Origin of the sequence: Emticicia fluvialis (assembly GCF_024793945.1) — a bacterium.
Lineage (GTDB): Bacteria > Bacteroidota > Bacteroidia > Cytophagales > Spirosomataceae > Emticicia > Emticicia fluvialis.
Window position 1 is genome coordinate 1 of the sequence record NZ_JANUSD010000021.1, and the last position, 20,271, is coordinate 20,271.

The 20,271-nt window shown below is 41.4% G+C and carries 19 protein-coding genes; 5 read left to right on the plus strand and 14 right to left on the minus strand.

Going from position 1 to position 20,271, the window contains the following annotated elements:
* Nucleotides 1–205: 205 nt before the first annotated feature.
* The gene (locus NZ848_RS19665) at nt 206–1,435 is read right to left on the minus strand and encodes a carboxypeptidase-like regulatory domain-containing protein (RefSeq protein ID WP_259016956.1); all 1,230 of its coding nucleotides are present in this window, start codon (nt 1,433–1,435) and stop codon (nt 206–208) included.
* A gap of 178 nt (nt 1,436–1,613) precedes the next feature.
* On the opposite strand from NZ848_RS19665, the gene NZ848_RS19670 reads away from it, so the two are divergent.
* The gene (locus tag NZ848_RS19670; RefSeq protein WP_259016957.1) at nt 1,614–2,048 is read left to right on the plus strand and encodes a (4Fe-4S)-binding protein; all 435 of its coding nucleotides are present in this window, start codon (nt 1,614–1,616) and stop codon (nt 2,046–2,048) included.
* A 76-nt stretch (nt 2,049–2,124) separates the two neighbouring features.
* On the opposite strand, the gene tatC is transcribed toward NZ848_RS19670, so the two are convergent.
* From tatC to NZ848_RS19695, 5 genes are all read right to left on the minus strand, one after another.
* On the minus strand, nt 2,125–3,006 hold the full coding sequence (gene tatC / locus NZ848_RS19675; protein WP_259016958.1) for a twin-arginine translocase subunit TatC: 882 nt from the start codon (nt 3,004–3,006) through the stop codon (nt 2,125–2,127).
* Between the two features lie 40 nt (nt 3,007–3,046).
* Nucleotides 3,047–3,658, minus strand: coding sequence for an OmpH family outer membrane protein (locus tag NZ848_RS19680; protein ID WP_253529023.1), 612 nt, complete (start codon nt 3,656–3,658; stop codon nt 3,047–3,049).
* Nucleotides 3,659–3,783: 125 nt separating this feature from the next.
* Complete coding sequence (locus NZ848_RS19685; protein WP_259016959.1) at nt 3,784–4,140, minus strand: hypothetical protein; 357 nt, start codon at nt 4,138–4,140, stop codon at nt 3,784–3,786.
* A gap of 51 nt (nt 4,141–4,191) precedes the next feature.
* Nucleotides 4,192–6,648 carry a penicillin acylase family protein gene (locus NZ848_RS19690; protein ID WP_259016960.1) on the minus strand — a complete coding sequence of 819 codons (2,457 nt, stop codon included), beginning with the start codon at nt 6,646–6,648 and terminating at the stop codon, nt 4,192–4,194.
* 265 nt (nt 6,649–6,913) lie between these two features.
* Complete coding sequence (locus NZ848_RS19695; protein ID WP_259016961.1) at nt 6,914–8,404, minus strand: xylulokinase; 1,491 nt, start codon at nt 8,402–8,404, stop codon at nt 6,914–6,916.
* A gap of 173 nt (nt 8,405–8,577) precedes the next feature.
* Between NZ848_RS19695 and NZ848_RS19700 the strand changes: the two genes are divergently transcribed.
* On the plus strand, nt 8,578–10,137 hold the full coding sequence (locus NZ848_RS19700; protein ID WP_259016962.1) for an NFACT RNA binding domain-containing protein: 1,560 nt from the start codon (nt 8,578–8,580) through the stop codon (nt 10,135–10,137).
* Nucleotides 10,134–10,811, plus strand: a complete 678-nt coding sequence (locus NZ848_RS19705; RefSeq protein WP_259016963.1) for a pseudouridine synthase — start codon at nt 10,134–10,136, stop codon at nt 10,809–10,811. Before NZ848_RS19700 ends, NZ848_RS19705 begins: the two co-directional genes overlap by 4 nt.
* Before the next feature lie 74 nt (nt 10,812–10,885).
* Here the strand turns inward: NZ848_RS19705 and recA are convergent, their stop codons facing one another.
* From recA to NZ848_RS19720, 3 genes are read right to left on the minus strand one after another with little or no spacing between them, the layout of a single operon-like run.
* Entirely contained in the window at nt 10,886–11,953 is a 1,068-nt protein-coding gene (gene recA, locus NZ848_RS19710; RefSeq protein ID WP_253528969.1) for a recombinase RecA, read from the minus strand.
* Between the two features lie 47 nt (nt 11,954–12,000).
* Entirely contained in the window at nt 12,001–12,186 is a 186-nt protein-coding gene (locus tag NZ848_RS19715) for a hypothetical protein (protein ID WP_253528957.1), read from the minus strand.
* 47 nt (nt 12,187–12,233) lie between these two features.
* Nucleotides 12,234–12,773, minus strand: coding sequence for an SRPBCC family protein (locus NZ848_RS19720; protein ID WP_259016964.1), 540 nt, complete (start codon nt 12,771–12,773; stop codon nt 12,234–12,236).
* Nucleotides 12,774–13,175: 402 nt separating this feature from the next.
* Between NZ848_RS19720 and NZ848_RS19725 the strand changes: the two genes are divergently transcribed.
* Nucleotides 13,176–14,261, plus strand: coding sequence for a hypothetical protein (locus NZ848_RS19725; protein WP_259016965.1), 1,086 nt, complete (start codon nt 13,176–13,178; stop codon nt 14,259–14,261).
* 51 nt (nt 14,262–14,312) lie between these two features.
* Here the strand turns inward: NZ848_RS19725 and NZ848_RS19730 are convergent, their stop codons facing one another.
* The 3 genes from NZ848_RS19730 to pafA form a co-directional block, all read right to left on the minus strand.
* Nucleotides 14,313–14,444, minus strand: a complete 132-nt coding sequence (locus NZ848_RS19730) for a hypothetical protein (RefSeq protein WP_259016966.1) — start codon at nt 14,442–14,444, stop codon at nt 14,313–14,315.
* The gene (locus NZ848_RS19735) at nt 14,441–15,607 is read right to left on the minus strand and encodes an amidohydrolase family protein (protein WP_259016967.1); all 1,167 of its coding nucleotides are present in this window, start codon (nt 15,605–15,607) and stop codon (nt 14,441–14,443) included. Before NZ848_RS19735 ends, NZ848_RS19730 begins: the two co-directional genes overlap by 4 nt.
* A gap of 181 nt (nt 15,608–15,788) precedes the next feature.
* Nucleotides 15,789–17,420, minus strand: a complete 1,632-nt coding sequence (pafA, locus tag NZ848_RS19740; protein WP_253528936.1) for an alkaline phosphatase PafA — start codon at nt 17,418–17,420, stop codon at nt 15,789–15,791.
* A 161-nt stretch (nt 17,421–17,581) separates the two neighbouring features.
* On the opposite strand from pafA, the gene NZ848_RS19745 reads away from it, so the two are divergent.
* A complete protein-coding gene (locus NZ848_RS19745; RefSeq protein ID WP_253528935.1) occupies nt 17,582–18,037 on the plus strand; it encodes a beta-carotene hydroxylase in 456 nt (151 codons plus the stop codon).
* A 5-nt stretch (nt 18,038–18,042) separates the two neighbouring features.
* Here NZ848_RS19745 and NZ848_RS19750 read toward each other — a convergent pair whose 3' ends face one another.
* Entirely contained in the window at nt 18,043–18,894 is an 852-nt protein-coding gene (locus NZ848_RS19750; RefSeq protein ID WP_259016968.1) for a serine hydrolase, read from the minus strand.
* Nucleotides 18,895–19,030: 136 nt separating this feature from the next.
* Nucleotides 19,031–20,005, minus strand: a complete 975-nt coding sequence (locus NZ848_RS19755; protein ID WP_259016969.1) for a polyprenyl synthetase family protein — start codon at nt 20,003–20,005, stop codon at nt 19,031–19,033.
* Nucleotides 20,006–20,271 lie beyond the last annotated feature (266 nt).

Below are 20,271 nucleotides of genomic sequence, written 5' to 3' on the forward strand. Positions count from 1 at the left end.
TATCATTCAAAACGCAACTCTCGCAAACGATTCATAGCAGAATTTATATCTCTAAACCTGAACAGGAAAAGTTACTTAATTTGTTTCATATCAATTTTGGGTGACCCAGCGAGGAAAACAGGAGAAAAGGCAGGTACTTCCGGTTTTTTTAAAACGTGAAGCATCTGCCTTTTTATGGCGGTTCTGTATAGGTTAATCTGATATCTTAAGGTAATTCAGGCACATAATCAAGTGGCAGTAGCTCTCCGATTTTTTCATTTCCCCAACGGCCTTCAAAAATAATGGAGAGCGGGTTAATTAAATGGCCGTTTTTTTCAACCAGTGCGGGGGGCTCAAGCATAGATAAAATAGATACCTGAGGTATGTTTTTTTGTCCGGCCGAAAGAAACTGTGGTTCTTCATACTCTTTGTTATAAACAACATATATATGGTTACTGAAATCTATTTTATATATGTCTTCTGACGGACTTATTACCTCTGATTCTTTCAGTGGTGTTTTTACCAGATACTGCACATGGCGGGCAAAACTGCTGGTGGGTAGTTTACTAAGCGTATGGTCGGCGCGAAGTTTAACATCGGCAGAGTCTACGATAATTTTTTCTTTTGATGCCTCTGTAACTATATTACCCAGGCTGTCTCTTTTTTCCGGAAACATCGGTACAAGAAATGTCTTCTTCTGCTCTCTAATCAGCTTGTGCATAGTATAGCCTTCTTCAACCAGTCGTTTATCAACCAGCGCTTTAAAAAAGTGTTGCGTAGAGCCATAATAGGCGCGGTTACGGTTTTCAATCCACTCTTTCTTCTTTTTATTGCTTTTGGTTTGCATTTCTTCAAAGAAAGGGTATCCATAAAATGAAACATACTGTTGCCTGAAATGATAGCTGAAGTCTTCCAGCTGGTATTTAATTACATACCCTAGTTCTTTGTTTTCTATAATCAGGGGTTCATCTGCTTTAATAATCAATTCAGAATCGTCATTGCTTAACCTGAACGACAACGCCTTTGGGTTTTTAAGTTTGCAGGCAGCCGAGAAAAGGGTTTTGCCCATAAAACCATCCTGAAACAAATGTATATACTTCTTGTAGCCGTCTTTAACTGTTTTTATGGTTACACCCTGTAACTCAATGGCATCTGGTTGTAACAGTAACAGCAAGGGTCTTTTCAGCGTATCGGCTTTAATTTGTAATGAAAATGTTCTATAACCTACAAAACTGATTACGAGGTCAATAGTACCACCCGGCACATTGTATAACTTAAACCGGCCTTTGTCGTCTGTTTGCTGGCCTTTGGTAGTATTGCTGATAAACACATTGGCAAAGGGCAATGGCTTTTTGTCTGAGGCATCAATAACCCGCCCTTCAATATTGAGCTGCCCCAGGCTTAGCACAGGGGCGCTCATTATCAAAAAGAAAAAGGCCGCAATCCGGTTCTTCATTTGTACTTCGGTAAGATTAATTTGTAATAATACTACAAAGGTAGAAACTAATTTCTTAGTTTCAGGTTAATTAAGGTTAAAATAGATTCAGGTAGGTTTATGCTAGGGCTTTATGGTTATACGTAAGATTTGAAATTTACCTGAGTTTTCTTAATATTGAATTAAAATTAATGAACTCATGGAAGAACAAAAGAAAATAACCAAGCACTATACCAATGAAGAATTAACGGTTGTCTGGCAACCGCACATGTGTATTCATTCAGCGATATGTTTTAAAGGCTTGCCGCATGTGTTCGACCCCCGCAAGCGTCCATGGGTTACACCTGAGAAAGAAACCAGCCAGATAATTATGGAGCAGATAGACAAATGCCCCTCGGGCGCTTTGTCTTATTTTATAAACGAGGTAGGAGAGAAAGAAAAACAGATTGACAGCGAAACCATTATTGAAACCACCAAAGATGGCCCCCTGCTGGTATATGGTAATATATTGATTAAAGATACGGAAGGAAACCTGACCAAAAAGCATAAAGTAACGGCGTTGTGCCGCTGCGGGGCTTCGGAAAACAAACCTTTTTGCGATGGCACCCATACCAAGATAGGTTTTACAGCATAAGCCTTTTAGGCATTTATAAAAACCAAAAGCCACTTGCATTAAACAGGTGGCTTTTGGTTTTTACAGCAGATATTTATCATTTATCGCTTTCTTTTTCAAGATCGGCTAAACGTCTTTTTTCTTCTCTGGCTGATATAATAATACTTACTTCATACAATATATATAAAGGAAATGCTACCAGTAACTGGCTGGTCATATCAGGCGATGGAGTGATAACCGCTGCCACAATCAGGATAACTACCACTGCATGGCGGCGATACGTTCTCATAAACTGAGGCCCTATGATACCAATCTTGGTCAAAACAAAAATGGCAATTGGTAGCTGGAAAGCCACACCGCAGGCCAGGGTAAGCGTAGCCAGCAATGAAATGTAAGAACTGATATCAAACTGGTTCTCAATGCTTTTGCTTATCTGAAAATTAACCAGAAAGTTAATAGCCAAAGGAGAAACAATAAAATACCCGAACATTACACCCGAAAAGAAAAGGAAGGTTACATAGAAAACCGCACCTCTGGCCGATTTCCGCTCGGTCATTTTCAGGCCGGGCTTAATGAAACGCCAGATTTCCCAGAAAACATAAGGAAACGCAAACACCAGACCTATAATAGCAGCCGAGGTAAAAGCCATAATAAACTGGCCGGATACCTCGCGGCTCATTAAACTAAACTGGAGTTTTTCTACACACAGGCCCGGGGCTCCTACAGCCTGCCCTAATTTACACATCATCCGGTAGGTCCAGAAATCAACTTTAGAAGGGCCCAGAATAACGGTATCGTAGATTTCCTCAATATAGACAAAAGCGAAAACCATAAAGAAAACAATAGCTGCAGCAGCGCGAATCAGGTGCCAGCGAAGTTCTTCGAGGTGGTCAAGAAACGACATCTCTTTCCCTTCTTCTTTCCCTTCGCTTTCGCTATCATTATCGTAATCGTAATAAGGGGTTTGATCTAACGGCATCTTATTCAATAATTTTCTTTAGTGTACTTTTAGCGAGCTATTATTTTTTGGCGGTTGTGTCTTTTTCAACACTTATTTTGCCACTTTTTTTATCGTCAGCATATTTTTTATTCAGGCCTTCCAAAACTAGTTTGGTTATGTCAAGGTCTTCTTTGGCGTAAAGTACTCCGCCACCTTTAGAATAACCAATTACCATATCATATTTATCGCCGGCGTTAAATTCTTTCAGATATTCATGAATTTTGTTCAATATATCTTCGGTCTTTTTCCCTTCTTCCTGCGCCAGTTGTTGTGCATTTTTGTCGCGGTAGGCCATCAGGTTTTGTTCTTCCTGTTGCAATTGCATTTGTGTTGTTTGCGCCTGCTCTTGTGTCATGTGGCCTTGTTGGGCTCTTTGCTGGAAAAACTGAACTTTGTTCTGGAACGACCGGGCCTTATTAGCTAAATCGTTTTCTAACTGGAATCTTTTATTTTCAGAAGCCTTCAAAATGTCTTTGTAATAATCATATTTGGTTAGCAGGGTGTCTGTATTTACATAAACAATACGGCCAGATGGCTGCTTGCCGCCAGATGTTGTTGAAGTAGAAGCAGACTTGTCGCATCCCCAGGCAATAACAGAAACTAAAAGAACGAAAACTGAAAGTTTTTTCATGAGAAAATTAATTTGATGCACCACCGCTTGAGGCGCCATTAAAAAAGGTATTTAGATAAATTTTATGCAAATAAAGGTTGCAAAGATAGAAAAACCAAACTATTTAAGACTGACTATAAAGGCTTTTATTTGATTAGCTGCCTGAGCTGATAACCCGCCAGAGCCGAGAAGCCGCCAACAAGACCGCCGATAAGGGCCATAATCAGAAAAAACGATACTGAAAACGGTATACTGTTAAGGAATTTGAGGTTGTCGGCAAATAGATTGCCTATTCTGTTGAGCATAAGGCCGTCATGTGTTATGTTCAGATAGGCTGCATAAGCTATCCATAATGTGGCAATGGCGCCTGCTCCGGCCAGCCATGCTCCTTTACCTGATTTCGAGGTAAACATGCCTACCAAAAAGGCGATAGGGGCAATGACCCACCAAGGAAGAAAAAACTGTGCAATGGCACTTATAACGAGAATTCTGATATATGTCATGAGATAACTTCGTTTTATAATTAAATGATAAGCTAATAGCGACTCTTACTATTACTTAGCTGTTATTTTAGTGCTTGATACAATTCTACTGCTCTTTTCAGTTTTGTTTTTCATAAATAGCAGTTCGTTCAACTCGCCTTTAGCCCATTTGTCAATCATATTGTCGTAGTAAGGGCTACCGGGGTCACCAGATTGGCCACCGGGGTATAGCCCATACGCTTTAGGCCATTCTTTATCTAGTTGCACCACCATTCTCCACGACGGCCCGTGGGTTTCTGAAGTAGCATTTACAATACCTGGGCCTCCGCCATTTGGTATGTCTTGTCTGCCAAAGCCGGCTATTCTGCCCAGATGGTTAATGTCAGTACTTTTTACTTTGGTCCATGCCCAGGTTTTGGTATCAAACGGACCCAGTTTAGCAGTTAAAGAGTCAATTGTTGCTTTAAAGCTACCTCTTACAATATCCTGCATGGTTTCTACTTTACCGGTAGTAGTTACGTTATCAAACCATTTGGCATTGGGCTGGTTCTTTATCATGTCCCAGGTGCGGTCTCTGGTTGGTTGAGTCATAATTACATCTGTATTTTTGGTCGGAAACTCATCTTCCCATACCCATGCTCTCAGTTCTTTTACCCATCTTTCAAAAATGGTCGGGCCAATTTCGTTAGCATCGTTTCTCATGTTCCATCTGGCAAGGGTTTCATAAGCTACATTGTTTTTATTGGCGGGGTCTTCAGACAGTATTTTTAGTATATCTGGTAATACCCGGCGTGCTTCCACATTGAAATTGTCGTTCTGTACCGAACGCAGACTGTCTACTGTTGCCTGTTGCATAGCAGTAAGGCGTTCATTAATGCGCAGGCCTCTTTCTGCCGGAGCGAATTTCCAGCCTAAATAATATGGATAGGTAGGGTCTGTAGAAAACTGATTAGCCGAACTCACAAAACCACGGGGCGGATTTTTAACTGTTGGGTTCTGGTCTGCCGGTATCCATCCCTGCCAGTCATGCGCCGGGTTTGAGCCGTCTAGTATAAACTTGCCCTGTTCTTTCCATTTTAAAGGAAGTTTTCCATTGGGGGTTATGGCAATATCATTGTGGTTGTCGGCAAAAACAAAGTTTTGTGCAGGCGCTTTATAGTAGGTTAGCGCTTTACGGTAGTCGTCGTAGTTTTTGGCTTTATTCAGGTAATAGAACCCGAGCAGGTCGGTATTGTCTTCAATATGGCCAACCCATTTCATGGCGTGGCCTATGGGTACGTTTTTACTGAAACTGTTGTCTTCGGCATGGTTGTAGAGTATCGGGCCGTGATGCGTATAAACAAGGGTATCTTTTAAAGGCTCAGCCTTGCCTTTTATTTTAAACTCTTCAATAACGGTGGTTGTAGGTTTCCAGGCACCGTTATACCAGTATTCTTTCATGGTTTTATCCCTGAATTTTATCTGGTAAAAATCCATAACATCAGAGCCCACATTGGTTACACCCCAGGCTATGTCTTTATTGAACCCGATAGTAACGCCGGGTGCGCCAGGCAAACAGGCACCGTAGACATTCATGGTGGGGGTTGAGAGTTGTATCTGGTACCAAATAGAAGGCAAGGTTAATTGCAAATGCGGATCGTTGGCCAAAATAGGTAGCCCACTGGCTGATTTACTGCCACCAACTGCCCAGTTGTTGCTACCTATTTCTGGTGCTGGTGAGGCAATGTTATAGGCTACCTTGCCTTCTTCTTCTGGTTTGGCAGCAATATCGGCAGGTACAGGCGGTACCGGTACGGGTGTAAACTCCCACTTGGTGCCTACCGGTATAATGGGCGATTCTATTACGGGGTAATTGGGAAACAGCTCTTTCACGACATCGGCACCATATTTGGCCAGCACATGGCTCATCCTGAAATCATCGCTTCCGCCGTTCAGAACATTGCGCATGTTCATCAGCATCAGAACTGTTTTGTACGGAGCCCATTCTTCCGGCTTATACCCGATAATTTTGTATTCTACAGGCAAATCTTTGTAAGATAATTGCCTGATATATGCGTTTACCCCGGCGGCGTATGCTTCCAGAATTGTAAGTGCGGTATCGCCTTTTTTGTAGCTTGCGGTAATTTTCTTTGCGGTTTCTGCCATACCCAGGCGCCTGTTGTAGCGGTCAAGTTGTAAGGCTCTGTCACCAACTACTTCGGTCAGTCTACCGGCAGCAGCCAACGTATAAAACTCCATTTGCCAGAGGCGGTCTTGTGCAACCATATAGCCTTGCGCAAAGTAGAGGTCATCTTCGTTCTGTGCAAAAATGTGAGGCACGTGGTTGTCGTCGAAAACAACGGTTACTTCGTCTTTTATACCTTCCAGTTTTAATTCGTCAGCCGAAAGTTTTGTGCCGCCATTTTGCCAGAATCCCTCAAAGGGGTTGAATAGTTTCCCCAGTGCCGGTAAAGCGCCTAAAGGATTGTTAAAGACGTAAGTCAAGCCAGCAGCCAGCAAAAGACTTACAATAAACCTGATGAATATCATAGATGAATTAGTAATTGTATCGGTAGGAATATGGTTAATGGTTTGTTTAAGATGGTTAGCTCATTTGAAAGCCTTTAGAAACTTATCTTTTTAAGGCTTATGAGCTGGTTTTTTACGTTGCGAATGTAAAAAAAAGAATTGATGATTTTATTATTTGTTTAATTTTTAGGATTTTTTTAATAATGCCCTAACCTGCTGGTGCAAACAAAACAGGCTCAACCGATTATTATACCGATTGAGCCTGTAAAAAGGGCTATAGTACCTATTAGTTTTGCATTAGTTTCTCAAGAATCGTTTTCCAACCCTGATAGACATTCTGATAAGCGGCAACATCTTGCGCTGTTGGCTCAATTACTTTCAGTTTTATCAGTTTACTCATGGCCTCTTTTGGGGTGCTGTAATACTGCACGCCATAACCGGCACCCAGTGCCGCGCCTTTGGCGCCATCGGTATCATACAGTTCTATTGGTGTATTGGTTACATTTACCAATGCATTGCTGAAAACATCACTCAAAAACATATTGGCCTTGCCTGCTCTGATAACCTTTGGCTCTACACCATTGGCCTGCATAATACCAAAGCCATAGTTCAATGAAAAGGCGATTCCTTCTTGCGATGCACGGAAAATATGCGCCTGCGAATGTGTGTTAAAATCAAGATTATGGAATGAGGCACCCAGTATACGGTTGTTCAGCATGCGTTCGGCGCCGTTGCCGAATGGCATTACCAGAAGCCCGTTACTGCCAATTGCTACCTGTGCCGCCTGGTTGTTCATTTCGGGGTAGCTCAGGTTTTTGCCAAAATTGTCTTTTACCCAGCGGTTTAAAATACCTGTACCATTTATACAAAGCAGAATACCCACTCTGTTTTCGCCGCCTATCTGGTGGTTTACGTGGGCAAACGAATTGATTCTCGACTGGCTGTCGAATGAAATCTGGTCGCTTACGGCATACACCACCCCTGAGGTGCCAGCGGTTGCTGCAATTTCGCCCGGATTCAAAACATCCAGTGAAAGCGCGTTATTCGGTTGGTCGCCTGCTTTGTAGGTTACCGGTACTTCGGCTTTAATGCCTAATAAATCGGCTATGTTGTTGGTTACTTTGCCATGCTCGCTGAAAACCGGTTTAATATCCGGTATAATGCTTTCATCAAAGCCATAGTAATTCAGTAAATCTTTTGAAACTGCATTGGTACGGAAATCCCAGAAGATACCTTCCGACAAGCCTGAGTTAGAAGATGTAATTTCATCAGTCAGTTTCATGGCTATGTAATCGCCCGGCAGCATAATTTTATCGCATTGCTCAAAAATGTGCGGTTCATTGGCTTTTACCCATGCCAATTTTGATGCCGTAAAATTGCCCGGAGAATTCAGCAGTTGGTTCAGGCACTTTTCTTCACCTATGTCACTAAATGCCTTTTCTCCAATCTGAACGGCACGGCTGTCGCACCAGATGATAGACGGTCTTAAAACATTTTTATTTTTATCAACCATTACCAGCCCGTGCATCTGGTAAGCAATTCCTATGGCGCCGATGTCCTGCGGATTAAAACTACCTGACGCACTTACTCTTTTTATGGCCTCAACGGTGTTGTTCCACCACATTTCAGGGTCTTGCTCGGCCCATCCGGCTTGGGGCGACGAAATTGGCGCCTCAATATCAGGGTACTGAGCAGATGCAATTACTTGTTGGGTGTCGGCGTCTACGACTGATGCCTTAATGGAAGAAGTACCGATGTCAATTCCGAGGAGTAGCATGTTAAATTTTAGATTGAATTTTAATTGTCAAAGTTACACTTTTAATGGTCTAAAACAAAAGGCATAATAACGATAAAGTTTTATAGAATGGCTATGCGCCAATACCAATATAGTGGCAGAAATGCTTATTTCGGTATTTTAAACTACCTTTGCCTCCTAAATACTAATGAATTGTGCAAAATAATTATTATTTCTTAAGGCAGCTTACCAGGCAGATTGAAACAAAAATCAGTGGATTGAAATTGATGGAGTGTTTCAGTCAGGAGAAAGACGAACTCGTTTTGGGCTTTGCTGCTGCCCGCGGAAAAAAGAAGAATTATAAAGAGTTTTATATAAAAGCTGTTGTCTTTCCCGATTTCTCTTGCCTTTATTTTACCGACCAGTTTGAGAGAGCCAGAAAAAACAGCATTGATTTGTTTAGCCAGCTTCTTGATTTAGAAGTAGCAGGCGTGCGGCAGTTTCTGAACGAGCGCTGCTTTGCCATTGATTTTGAGCAGGGTTTTTCGTTGGTTTTCAAGATGTACGGCAACCGTTCAAATATTATTCTGTTCAGTAACGGCGAGGTAATAGACCTGTTTCATAGCCGTATTGTAGCCGACAAAAACCTGGACATTCAATCACTTGACCGTTCAATCGACCAGTCGCATGAGGCTTTTATGGCTAATAATCAGGATCACAGAAAGTTGTTTCCAACTTTTGGGAAACTCGTAAATGCCCATCTTGAACAGGAACCACTGACCTGGGAGCGCATACAAAAGGTGGTGTATCAACTGGAGTATCCAAGCTATTATCTCATACGCTGGCAGCATGAAATCCACCTCTCACTTTTACCAATGGGAGAGGTACTGCAGGAGTTTCAGGAACCCATGGAAGCCATCAATGCTTTTTATGTTCAATACAACAAAGTAAGTACGCTTGACAAAGAAAAGGCCGATATACTCCGGAAACTGAATAAAGAGAAAAAGCAAACAGAGCTATATCTGAAAGATGCTTACCAAAGACTGGAGACGATTGACTCGGCCATCAAGAATGAAGAAATAGGCCATATTTTAATGGCCAATCTGCATCAAATACCTGAACGGGCAGAAAAAGCCGATCTTTTTGATTTTTATCGCAATCAGGATATTAGCATTAAACTGAGAGCGGATTTAACGCCTCAAAAAAACGCTGAAAATTTTTATCGCAAGGCTAAAAATGAGAAAATAGAGATTGAGAAAATCATGGAGAACATTGAAAACCGTGAAGAACTGTTGAAAAGTCTCAACCTGCACATTGAAAAAATTGAAGAAGCCGAACACCTGAAAGCCCTGCGTACTTATCTGAAAACCAATAAGCTCAGCCGTAATACTACACAGGCGATATCTTACAAAGATTTATTCAAGCGGTTTGAGGTAGAAGGTTTTGAAATATTGGTAGGCCGTAACGCTAAAAACAACGATTTGCTTACCCAACAATATGCCTATAAAGAAGACCTTTGGCTGCATGCGAGAGATGCGCAGGGGTCTCATGTTTTGGTAAAATATAAATCAGGTAAAAAGATTCCGAATTCTGTGAAAGAAGCCGCGGCCTCTCTGGCTGCCTATTATTCTAAAAGGCGTAATGAGACCCTGGCACCTGTGATACTTACCCAAAAGAAATTTGTACGCAAAACCAAAGATTTAGCCGAAGGGCAGGTTATTGTAGAAAAAGAAGAGGTAGTTATGGTAGAACCGAAATTGCCTGATAACTCATGACTTTCAGAAACAGGCTTCAGTATCTGTTGGTTAAAAAATTACAGGTTTCTAACCGGCAGGCCTTGCAAATTATTCTTTCCGGCCATGTCTTGCTTAACGGCGAGGCTGTGAGAACCAATGTAGAATTAAGCCAGACCGATGAAGTGGTTTATAATAATGAAGTACTGAAAGAAGGAAAGAAGCTCATCTACATAGCATTCTACAAACCCAGAGGCATAGAAACTACACTTAATACAGAGATACCCGATAACCTGAAAAACATTCTGCCCTTTGAAGAGGATCTTTTTCCGGTTGGCAGGCTTGACAAGGAATCGGAGGGGCTATTGCTACTTACCAACGATGGCACACTTTATGACAAAGTGCTGCGGAACGAAAACAAAACTGAAAAAGAATATATAGTAACAGTAGATAAAGAAATTGACGGCTATTTTCTCGACACAATGAGTAAGGGTATCAATATTATGGGTAAAATGACCTTGCCTTGCACAGTAGAAAAACTGGATGATTATACTTTCAGAATCATACTCGTTCAGGGCCTGAACCGCCAGATACGCCGTATGTGTTATAAACTACATTATGCCGTGCTGAAACTGGTACGGGTTAGGATTGGTTACCTTGCACTTGGCTATTTAAAACCCGGAGAATATAAGGTGCTGGATGGTTTTCAACCATAATTCTTATGGCTTATCAACAAAAAAAGACCACCCTTCAGGGCAGTCTTCTTGAAAAATATAGTAATAGACAAATACTATTCGTCTTTATCAACTAAACCATCCTGGTCGCCGGGTTTGGTGTCCATCAATGCATCAGCGTCAACGGCTACAGTTGCCTTGATTTTCTCTTCCAGCTCAGCCAATAGCTCAGGGTTATCTTTCAGCATATCTCTTACGCCGTCGCGACCCTGGCCTAATTTACTGCCATTATAAGAGAACCATGATCCTGCTTTTTTAACAATTTCCAGGTCTACGGCAAGGTCAAGTATTTCGCCTGCTTTAGAAACCCCCTGGCCGTAAAGAATATCAAATTCAACTACTTTAAAGGGTGGCGCCACTTTGTTTTTCACCACTTTCACTCTTGTGCGGTTACCTAGCACTTCGTCGCCGTCTTTTATGGCTCCTATACGGCGGATATCAATCCTTACCGAAGCATAAAATTTAAGTGCGTTACCACCGGTGGTTGTTTCAGGGTTACCGAACATAACACCGATTTTATCACGCAACTGGTTGATGAATATGCAGCAACAGCCCGTTTTATTAATGGTACCTGTCAGTTTACGCATGGCTTGAGACATCATACGTGCCTGCAGACCCATCTTGCTGTCGCCCATTTCTCCTTCCAACTCCGCTTTAGGCACCAAAGCCGCTACTGAGTCAATCACGCAAATATCAATTGCGCCTGAGCTAATCAGGTGTTCGGCAATTTCCAATGCCTGCTCGCCGTAATCTGGCTGAGAGATAAGCAGGTTTTTGGTATCAATGCCCAGTTTCTGTGCATAAACTCGGTCGAACGCATGCTCTGCATCAATAAAGGCTGCGATGCCACCGCTTTTTTGAGCTTCGGCAATTGCCTGCATGGCAAGGGTTGTTTTACCTGATGATTCAGGCCCATAAATTTCAATGATACGTCCTTTCGGAAAACCATTCACGCCCAGGGCAAGGTCAAGGCCAAGAGAACCTGTAGAAATAGATGGAATCTCTAAAACTTTAGTATCGCTCAGGCGCATAATTGTACCTTTACCAAAGGTTTTATCTATTTTCTCCATGGTCGTCTGGAGAATCTTCAATTTGTCGCTGTTGTTTTCTTTTTCTGCTGCCATTATTTATTGTTATTGAAAATTATATACTAAGTTGTCAGACTAATAAATTATTTCTTGGGTGCATTGAGTGCAGGCGGTATGCATTTTTCCTCAATTAACCGCTGAAAATTTGCTAATAAATCCGACACTATCAACACATCTTTGATTTTTTTGTCGGCTTCCTGCTGTCTCGCCATTTTCAGCAGGTCGAAACAGTAGAAACGGTTTTGTTTTTTGCTCAATGCAGTTTTCATAATTTTATTCACAAATTTGGGTTTTGCTATTAATATTCAGCTTGAACTTATTTCTCCAGTATGCCTTTCAGATTATTCAGTCCGGTTTCAAAGTCTTTGCCAATCATCTGGTCCATGCTCATAAAAACAAGCGTCAGATTGGTTGGATACTCCATTTTTCCTGAGAAACCCCATTTTACTTTGGTATGTGTTGAATCTACGCTTTCGGTAGCCATATAGGCATTGGCGCTTGATTCAAACGGCTCAATAAAACGGAGCATATAATCTATTCTTTGGCCTTCTACTACATTTATAATGGTTTGTTCGCCAGTACCTACATCTTCGTTTTTACTTTGCCAGGCCGACACAAAACCTGTGGTTCCGTCTGTTCCCTTAAAGGTCTTTTTCATGTGAGGGTCCATACTTGCCCAGACACTGAAATTGTTCTGGTTTTTCAGATACTTTACATAGTTAAAAACCTCAGCTTTGGGTTTGTTTATAATCACTTCTTTTTCTACTGCGTAGTCTTCTTTAACAAACATAGCCGCAACAAGCGCAAGAGCAATAATGCCGATTACAGCAAAAAGGATGATTTTAAGCGTTTTCATTTCAGGAATAATTTTAAGGTTAATATTTATCTGTAAACAATAGGTGCTAATGAATATTTTCCAACCTTTTCCCGCTTTACTCAATCTATGCTCTTGTGTCTTGCTAATAATTTAAAACTAACCCGCTATGCCTGTTTTCCGTTTTTTTTCTTTACTTTCCTATCTTTAAGAAAGTATATCTATACGGCTGATTAGTTTTTTAAAGGAACTTTATAAAAAAAATACAATCAGTATTTTTGCTGTTTTTTGACTGTTTTAAAACTTTCTATCATGCCGGATTTATTTATTTGTTACGCTTGATTACAATACAAAGATATATAAAATATGAATATTACACACTTAAAAAATGATAAACGGTTTTTTTTAATGATGAAAGGATTTTATAATTGGAAAATTTTTTGTATGACATTTTTGCTTGCCATCTCCTTGAAACTGCAGGCCCAGACCAATACAACATCGCTCGAGGATACCTATTCTTATAGTAGGTCTAAACTTGGAAAAGTTCAATTCAGGTTTTCGGCGTTAAGCTATGTGAGAAACAACGAGTATTTTAATTATATAGCAGACGGCTACACGCTTTTAGGTACTTATATAAACCCCAGAATAAGTTATCAGCCCCATGAAAAAGTACTGTTAGAATTGGGCGGATTTGCCCGTAAAGACTTTGGCGCGAAAGGACTTAAAGACCTTGAACCTACTTTTACTGTGCGTATTAAACAGAATAACTGGCAGTTTCTGATTGGTAATCTCGATGCCAACATTAACCACCGGATGATAGAACCCATGATGAGTTTCGAGCGCTTGGTTACTAATCCGCTCGAACGTGGAATACAGGTTAAATACAATAAGACAGGTACCATTGGCAAAACAGACATAAAAGATGAAACATTTTTTGATTCCTGGATTGATATGCAACAAAGTACCAGCCCCGGACAAACCCGTCAGGAGTATATCTGGGGTGGCACGTCTTTTATAAGCCCTGGCGTAATGGTGAAGGGCTTTAAACTGAAAGGCCTGGTACAGGGTAGTATCTATCATATGGGCGGGCAGAATATTCAGTCAACTCAGCCGGTACGCACGCTTTTCAATAGTGCAGTAGGGGTTAGGGTACAGAAAGAACTAACCAAGACACAAACACTGACAGCCGACAATTATTATGTAAGCTATTATGAGTCGCCTTTTCAGGGAAGCGCCTATTATCTGAACAGCTATTGGCAGAATCCTAAATATCAGGTAGGGGTAAGTTATTGGTTCGGGCATTTTTTCAATTCGCCAATGGGTAACGATTTGTTCCAGTCATACTCGCGTAAATTTGGGTATTCAGACTGGTACGAAGCCTACCGTAGCATTCTGCTTCTGAGATTGGTAAGAGACTGGAAAGTGATAGACGGGTTAAACGTTTCGTTGCGCGTTGAGCCTCATTACGATGTACAGAATGGCAAGTTTGAGCATTCTGAAGGCCTTTATGTTAAATATAACTTGCCATGATAGCTTTTAAAGCCGGGAGTTAATTTTCCCGGCTTTATTAGTACTAAAATCTTATTTTGATTTTTGCTTTCCAGGATTTGTATATACCGCAACCCCATTTTTTAAGACCATCTCTACATCATACAGGCTTCTTGCAAAATCATTTTCAAGATCTCTGTTGAAAAACACAATATCAGCTTTCATGCCTTTTTTTTTATATCTCCGATGCTTTCAGATGCGCCGAGGGCTTTAGCGGCATTAACCGTGGCATATTGCAATACTTCAGTGACCGGAATGCCCGCCTCATGATATGATAATATTACACCTACGGCGCCTTTGACACGGGGTAAGGCATCAATGTTGAGGTAATAATCAGAGCCTGCTACAATGGTAACGCCCTTGCTTACCGCACGATTCAGCCTTTCATGTACGCTTTTCAGAAAACTATTAGCATAATTTTCGGCCTCTTTACCTTTCATACCCACGCCATCTACCAGAATCATGGCCTGCTCTTTGGTTACATCTGTCGGCACCAGATAGGTGCCGCGTTTAGCCATCAATTCAAGCGTGCTGTCAGATAAGACGTAGCCATGCTCAATGCCATTGACACCCGCCATAACGGCATCCCGCGCCGATTCGTCATAAGTAGCATGTGCAGTTACAGGAATACCGTTTTCATGCGAAGTTTTTACAATAATACCAATTTCGTCAGGAGCTAAAACACGGTTATCAGTATTCATACAAACTTTTATCACATCTATACCCATTTTTATGTGTTCAAGCACAGCAGCCCGTGCATCATCAGCGCCTTTTACAACTCTGTATTCCTGTTTAATAACAAAACTGTCGGCAGGGGCCAGTTTACCAAACTGACCACCCAGAGGGCTAATAATAGGCCCCGATATGTACAAGGTTGGTGCGGTTGTTCCGGTTAGTTGTTTTTTAAGTGCAAGGTCCAGATATTGCCCTGAATTACCCAGATCCCTTAGCGTTGTCAAGCCTGCCTCCAGATTTTGTCTCGCAAATTCCTGTCCCTGCTTCAGGCGTTCTGCCGCTGCCAGTTTTGAACCTTCCACCATGCCATCAGCCGTCTGTTTCTGGTGTAGTAACAAATGGCTGTGCATATCAATTAGCCCCGGAGTGGCTGTGCAGTTACTTAAATTAATGATTTTTGTTCGTTTCTTTTGAGCTACCTGAGCGCCTACATCTTTAATAATGCCGTTTTCAATAAGTATTTTCTGATTGGTAACGAACTTCTTATGTTCGGCATCATATAGTTTCCCTACCTGAATGAGGTAATTGCCGGGTTTTTGTGCCGAGGAGACCAACGATATAAAAACGAGAATGAAGGATAGATACGGACGCATTTTATTGAGGTTATGTTGATTGATAGATGTTCAAAATAAATAAATAGTTGCATTGGCTATATGTACTGTAAACGAAAAAACGTTTTCCAGACCGGAAAGATAACCCTTCCTGTGGTCTTGAAAAACGTTTTTTACTTTGTTTAGTGTTTTCCGGCTTGCCTGATGGCAGCCATTATACAGCCTACTTCTTTAATATAGCTTGTATAGGCTTACCCACACAACCGCTCGGCTCCTGAATTTTAAGCAAGGCGGCAAGCGTAGCGGCAATGTCTGATATATAGGTTTGTTCGGTAGTTTCTCCTGCAGGTATATTCCAGCCATACCATAAAAGTGGTACGTGGCGGTCATATTGCCACATAGTGCCATGGGTGGTGCCCTTTTTGCTTCCGCTATGGAACCAGCCCGGCTCCAGCAGAATCATAAAATCGCCACTGCGCTTAGGGTTATATACGTTTTCAACCAGTGTTTTATAAAACGGCGGGATAACCGTATTGGCCATATCATGGAAGTTAACCACCTGATAAACCGGCGAACCCAATGAAATCAGTTCTTCTTTTACCAGTTTGAACATATCGTTCATGCTTACATTGTTTTTCTTCATCAGTTCACGGTTCATGGTCAACTGATAATTATCTGTAGACAATATCCATTTGCCGGGGCCGTATTTTTCTGTAATGCGGCCATTCAGATAGTTTACTTCTTTTGAGCCTTCCCAAACACCACCGGGCAATTTATTTTTACGTAAAAAAGCCGGTATGTCAGCCGCAGCGTGGTCGGCAGTCAGAAAAACCGTGTAGGTGCCTTTGCCTAGCGTGGCATCCAGATAATTAAGAATTTCTTCAATGTCTTTATCAAGGCGCAGATAGGTATCTTCGGTTTCAATAGAATGCGTTCCGGTGGCATGGCCTACGTAGTCGGGTGAAGAGAAACTCACACAAAGGAAGTCGGTATATTGGCCCTGGCCCATTTTCTCGTTTTTCAATGCAGCCAAAGCTATTTCTTTGGTCATGTTATTGCCGAACGGAGAAGTAAGAATGGCATTGTTATTATTGATAGCATGCGGAAAAACCGGCAGTTTTTCACCACTCATTACGTTTTCATATTCCTGATTGTCTTCATCGCTTTCAGTGTACTGCTCAATCGGGAATAACGTGTTCCATTTCTGGCTTTTGTAATAGTCTGGCAATTTTCTGGCGTTAAACGCTTTTGCCCATTCCGGCAGTTCTTTCATGTAATAGGTACTCGTAATCCAGTTGCCCGATTTGCCATCAAACCAGTAAGCCGCATTGGCCGAATGCCCCGCCGGAAGAATACCTCCACGGTCTTTGGCGGCAATACCAATTACTTTAGATTTAAACTGCGTAGCCAGACGCAACTGGTCGGTAATGGTTGTGGTTTTCATATTCACCGGCGACCGCTTGCCTTCTGTGCCGGCTATGTCGGTTCCTACGGCAGTTACCGTTGTGTCTTCGGCCACATAAACTACTTTATTAAGAAAAGGGTCATACCAGTCATTGCCTATAATGCCATTCACGGCCGGTACTGAACCCGTATATACCGCAGCGTGGCCTGGGCCTGTTATGGTGCTGGCATAATGATAATGGTTATTGCGGCAGTTAAAGCCCTGATTCATCAGTCGTTTAAAGCCTCCGTTGCCATATTTACTGTAATAACGCTCCAGGTAGTCATAGCGCATCTGGTCAACCATAATGCCCAGCACCAGTTTAGGTTTGGCAGGTGTGGCTGCCTTCTGTGGTTTTTGTGCTAAGACAGGCAGGCTTAACAACAGTAGTAGATAGATAAGACGTTTCATTGTTTAAAATTTATTTATAGAATATTATTGGTGTTACGGATTGAACAGGGTTCAAAATTATAAATCTTCTGGATGCTTTTTCAAACATTCGACGCTAATTTTGTGTTAAGAAGACGATAACGAAAATTTTATAGATTTAAACCTAAAATAACCGCACTAAAATGTTTTTAATAAAAGTGGCAATTGTAGCAGGCACTTTCTGCTTTATGGAATTTATGGCCTGGTTCTCGCACAAATATATTATGCACGGCTTCGGCTGGAACTGGCACAGAGACCACCATAATCACCACAAGGGTTTTTTTGAAAAAAACGATTACTACGCCATTGTTTTTAGTATTGTGGCTGCTTCAACCATTATTTATGGCGATTTGAATCCTGACTTCTGGTACCTTACCTGGATAGGCGCAGGCGTTACCTGCTATGGCGTAGCTTATTTTGTTTTTCATGACATCATCGTGCACAGAAGAGTAAAAATAAAGTTTGTGGCCAAAAACAAGTATCTCAAAAGAATTATTAATGCGCATTATGTGCACCACAGGGTACATACCAAAGAGGGCGCCGAGGCATTCGGGTTTTTGTATGCTCCACCCAAATATGAACCCAAAAAACGGGATTGAGTTCTTTATTTCAGGCTTTCCCAGCATATCAGGGCTAAATCACCTATAATTTTTTCTGCCTGGCTCATTTCGCTAAAACCTTCAACAAATACAGATAATATAAACGGGTTGCCGGTATAAACAATACCGGCATCTCCACGTACATAGCTCAATTCTCCTGTCTTATGGGCTATGGCCACCTGCCTGGGCAGGTATCTTGGTATGGTGGTGGTATCGGCACAGTTTTTCAGTATTTCCAGCATTTCTTTACACAAAGCCGGTGTTGCTACTTTGTTGTTGTAGATTTTACGAAGCAAATCGTTAATTTCTACCGTATTTACATAGTTTTCCCGGCCTTGTCTGGTGGCCAGTGTATCCATCATTATACGGTTCAGGCGGGTATGCGTACTACCCAGCCTTATTAAATTATCATTAATTGCTTTCATGCCAACTTCTCGTATCAGCACATTGGTAGCTGTGTTATCGCTTGAATGTATCATCTCCTGAGCCAGTTCTCTGAGCGTAAAATCCTTGCCATCAGGCATACCGGCTATAATTCCTGAGCCTCCGGTTTTATCTGCCGCGGTTAGTTTATAAATTTTAGTCAGTTCTATTTCCTGCTTCCCTGCCTGTTCCATCAGTTCTATCAGAACAGGTATCTTAATCACACTCGCAGCCGGTACTTTTGCTTCAGGTCTGAAAGCAAAATACCTATGCCCTGTAACGCTCTCTGCCACCATAGATACTTTTATTGTTGCCGGAAGCTGCCGTAGGTAGTCATTCAGTTTATTTACGTCTATACTCTTTTGCATGGATTGTTGCCCGTATGCAATGGCTGAAAAAACGAACAGAAGCGGGAATAATAAATGTATTTTCATTTTATTTTGAAAATAAAAAATATTCTGAAAATAATATATTGATTGAATGTATCGAATTAATTGTAAAAATTAATTTTACAGTAAATTTAATCAATTTTGTTTTTATTGAAGATTAATGCCTTTTGATTGGAAAATTTTACTTGGTGCGTTCAATGGTGAACTGAATCAGGTCATGTAATGACTGGCGGTAGACAGACTCAGGGAAAGTAAACAGTATTTCTTTGGCTTCTGCCACATAGCGTTTCATGATGTCGGTAGTGTAATGAATACCACCTGACTGCTTCACAAACGTAATAACCTCGTCAACCTTCTTAGGGTTTTCAGAATGGTTTTTTACAAGATTTATAATCCTACGTTTTTCAGACCAACCGGCATTGTTCAGGGCATAAATGAGCGGAAGTGTCATCTTTTTCTCCTTGATATCTATACCGGTAGGTTTACCGATTTCGGCATCTCCGTAGTCAAACAAATCGTCTTTTATCTGAAACGCCATGCCAATTTTTTCTCCCAATAGTTTGGCCTGGGCAATTGTGGTTTCATCTGCACCCACAGAAGCAGCCCCAACGGCACAGCAGGAAGCTATGAGAGAAGCAGTTTTTTGCCGGATAACGTCATAGTAAAGGTCTTCAGTTATATCAAGCCTGCGGGCTTTTTCCATTTGCAACAGCTCTCCCTCGCTCATTTCTTTTACGGCCGTAGACATAATTTCAAGCAACTGAAAATCCTGATTTTTAACACTGAGCAGCAACCCCCGCGACAGCAGGTAGTCGCCCACAAGCACTGCTATTTTGTTTTTCCAGAGCGCATTGATAGAGAAGAATCCACGTCGGTAGTTTGAGTCGTCCACTACGTCATCATGTACCAGGGTGGCTGTATGAAGCAATTCAATCATGGCTGCTCCACGGTGTGTAGATTCGCTGATAGGGCCTAACGTACCGGCCGTCAGAAAAACAAACATAGGGCGTACCTGCTTGCCTTTACGGTGTACGATATAACTCATTATCTGGTCGAGCAGCATTACATCAGTTTTCATGGACTGACGGAATTTCTTCTCGAAAATTTTTAACTCCTGTTCAATCGGAGCCTGTATTTGCTTTATACTTAAAGACATTTAGACCTGAGCAAGTAGATAGCTTACTCTTAGAGTGCAATGTTACAACCTAAACCTGATTTTTAATGCAGAACTAAGTAAATAATACTATAATTAGTGCTTTAATGCAAATAAATATGGTAATTGTTTTACTTTAATAAGATTTCTGAATCTGGTTTCAGATTACAACAATTGGCGTATGTTATAGTATTCAAAATTTGCTCAAATATAAAACTGATAATAATGATAGCCAAATTTAATTTTGTACGGTATATTTGAATAATTAG